At 63.2% G+C, this 2417-nt stretch carries 1 protein-coding gene; it reads right to left on the reverse strand.

Annotated features, from left to right (window positions below):
* Nucleotides 1-124 precede the first annotated feature (124 nt).
* The coding region (locus tag HUK84_RS15005) for a TonB-dependent receptor (RefSeq protein WP_176641003.1) at nt 125-2417 on the reverse strand (2293 nt) is incomplete at its 5' end.

The raw sequence follows: 2417 nt of genomic DNA on the forward strand, positions 1-2417 counted from the left end.
CGCAGCCCGCGCGCCGGCTGCGGGCAGGATGGCGGCAGGCAGGATGGCGGGGGCGGCCGTCGCGACCCCCAGCAATCCCCCCAGCCGGCCCAGGGCGGATCGGCGTGTCAGCATGTGCGGTACCTCAGAAATTCGCACTGAGCGTCAGGAAATACATCCGGGGCGCGATTGGAAAAGCGGTATATTGGCCCGAAGCGTTGCTGATGTTCAAGGTGGACCAGCCGCGCGTGCCGGTCAGGTTGGTGATGTTGCCCTGCACCTTCAGCCCGCGCACATGCGGAATGAAGTGGATCATGTAGCCGGCATTGAGGCTGAACAGCGCATAGGCGCCGGCCGACAGGTCGTTGGTGTAGGTCGCATAGCGCTTGCCGATCACGTCGCCGATGAACTGGGCCGAGACATCGCCCCAATTGGCCGACGCCACGAATTTTTCGGTCCAGTCGGGCACGCCCGCCACGTTCCTGCCGGCGGTATGCACGACCGTGGTGCCGTTGGCGTAATTGTCGTTATAGACCGACTTGTTGTAGGACAGGGCGTTATAGAATGAGAAATGCGGCCCGAACTGCGCGGTGAAGGAGAGATCCATGCCGTCGGTCGAGACCGAGCCGACATTGGTCAGGATGGTCGCGCTGCCGACGATCGAGGCCAGGTTGGGCGAGGACGATACCGCCAGCAGGCGGTTCGAGAAATGCACGTGGTAATATTCGAGCTGCCCGCTGATATGGGTCAGCGGTCCCAGATCGACCGGCCGGTTGGTGCGCAGGCCGGTTTCATAGGTCCAGGCGGTTTCCGGTTCGCCGTGATTCTTGAAATCCTCGAACGCCTGCTGGCTGGTCACGCCCCAAGGTGTCGCGTTGCCGTAGCCGGTCGCCTGGAACGCGCGCATGTTTTCCTGGATGTTGGCGAACCATTGTTCATGCGGCGTCAGGTTCCACAGCGCACCGAAGGCCGGCAGGAAGGGACGCGTCGCGGCGATGGTGCCGCCGGGCACCGTGACGGCCGTCCTGGGCGACAGCGATCCGGGCAGGCCGGCCACCGGCAGGATGCCGTTGGTATAGACCAGTTCGGACTTGAAACCGGCATTGAGCGTGACATGCGGCGAGATCTGCCAACTGTCCTGCAGGTGGGTCGTCCAGGTATTGGTATAGAAATAGTTGGTATACTGGTCGATCAGCGCGCCCTGCTGGCGTTCGTACGGCGTGGTCGGATTGTTGATGTCGAACGGATACCAGCGCCGCGCCTGGGTGTTGTTGTTGCGTTCGTACCACCCGCCCAGTTCGATATGGTGATGGCCGAGCTGGTAACGCAGGGTGGAGGTGAGGCCGCCGCGATTGTCCCAATATTCGGTGGTGCGGGTGGCCATGCCTGATCCGCCGAAGACCTGCGAGAGCTGAGAGGCGGAATAAGTAGGGAAATACGCCGAGAACAGCGTGGGCAGGCCGGCGGCGGTGATCGGTCCGGCGACCACGCCCTCGCCCAAATCATGATGGTAGTAGAACAGATTGTCCCAGTGCAGGCTGGCACTGAAATCATGCGACCATTTGACGTAGGACAGGAAATCCTCGCGCTGCGCATCCGAATAGTAGTTTCGATAGTTCAGGCCCGCCGCCTTGTACGCGGGAGAGTTGTCGTAGTAGCTTACGGCCTCCTGCAGGTTCGGATACATGAAGGGACGGACATAGAGGCTGCCGCCGTTCGGTTCGACGATACCGTCCTCGTTCGGTTCGACCTTGTCCGACCAGTCGAAGAAGCCGGTGATGCGGTCGTTGTCCGACCGGTGGACGAATTTCGCGTTCACCTGGTTGCCGCCCTGGTGCCCCGCGAAATCCCATGCCCGCGCGTCCTGGCGGGCCCAGGAGACATAGGCCGAATTGCCGTTGCCGAAATCGCCGGTATCGATGCGGGCGAAGGTGCGGAAGGTGGACCAACTGCCGAAGGTCTGGGCAAGCTGACCGCCCGCGCGATGGGACGGATCCTGGGTCAGGAATTCCAGCGTTCCGCCCAGATTGCTGGTCGATGCCGTGCCCAGCGCGCCGGCGCCGGTGGAGACATTGGCCGCGGCGATGTTTTCGCTGATCGCGGCGCGCTGCGGCGACAGGCCGTTGAAATTGCCGTACGCCTGGTCGCCCAGCGGCACGCCGTCCAGGGTGAAGCCGAGCTGGTTCTGATTGAAGCCATGGATGAACAGCGAGGAATTCTGTTCGTTATTGCCCCAGGGATCGGCGTTCTCGAACACCACGCCGGGCAGGATTTCGAGCGCCTTGACCGGGTTGATGCCCGGCAGGATGCGCTGCATTTCGAGACGCCCGACACTTTGTTCCGAACGGGTGCGGCGGGCGGTTGTCATGATCTGTTCGGCGGCAGGCGCGGGCGGCGCGGCCGGCCGGCGGGATGCCCCATGGTGGGCCGTCCTGGCG

The sequence above is a fragment of the Nguyenibacter vanlangensis genome (assembly GCF_013376155.1).
GTDB classification, from domain to species: domain Bacteria; phylum Pseudomonadota; class Alphaproteobacteria; order Acetobacterales; family Acetobacteraceae; genus Gluconacetobacter; species Gluconacetobacter vanlangensis.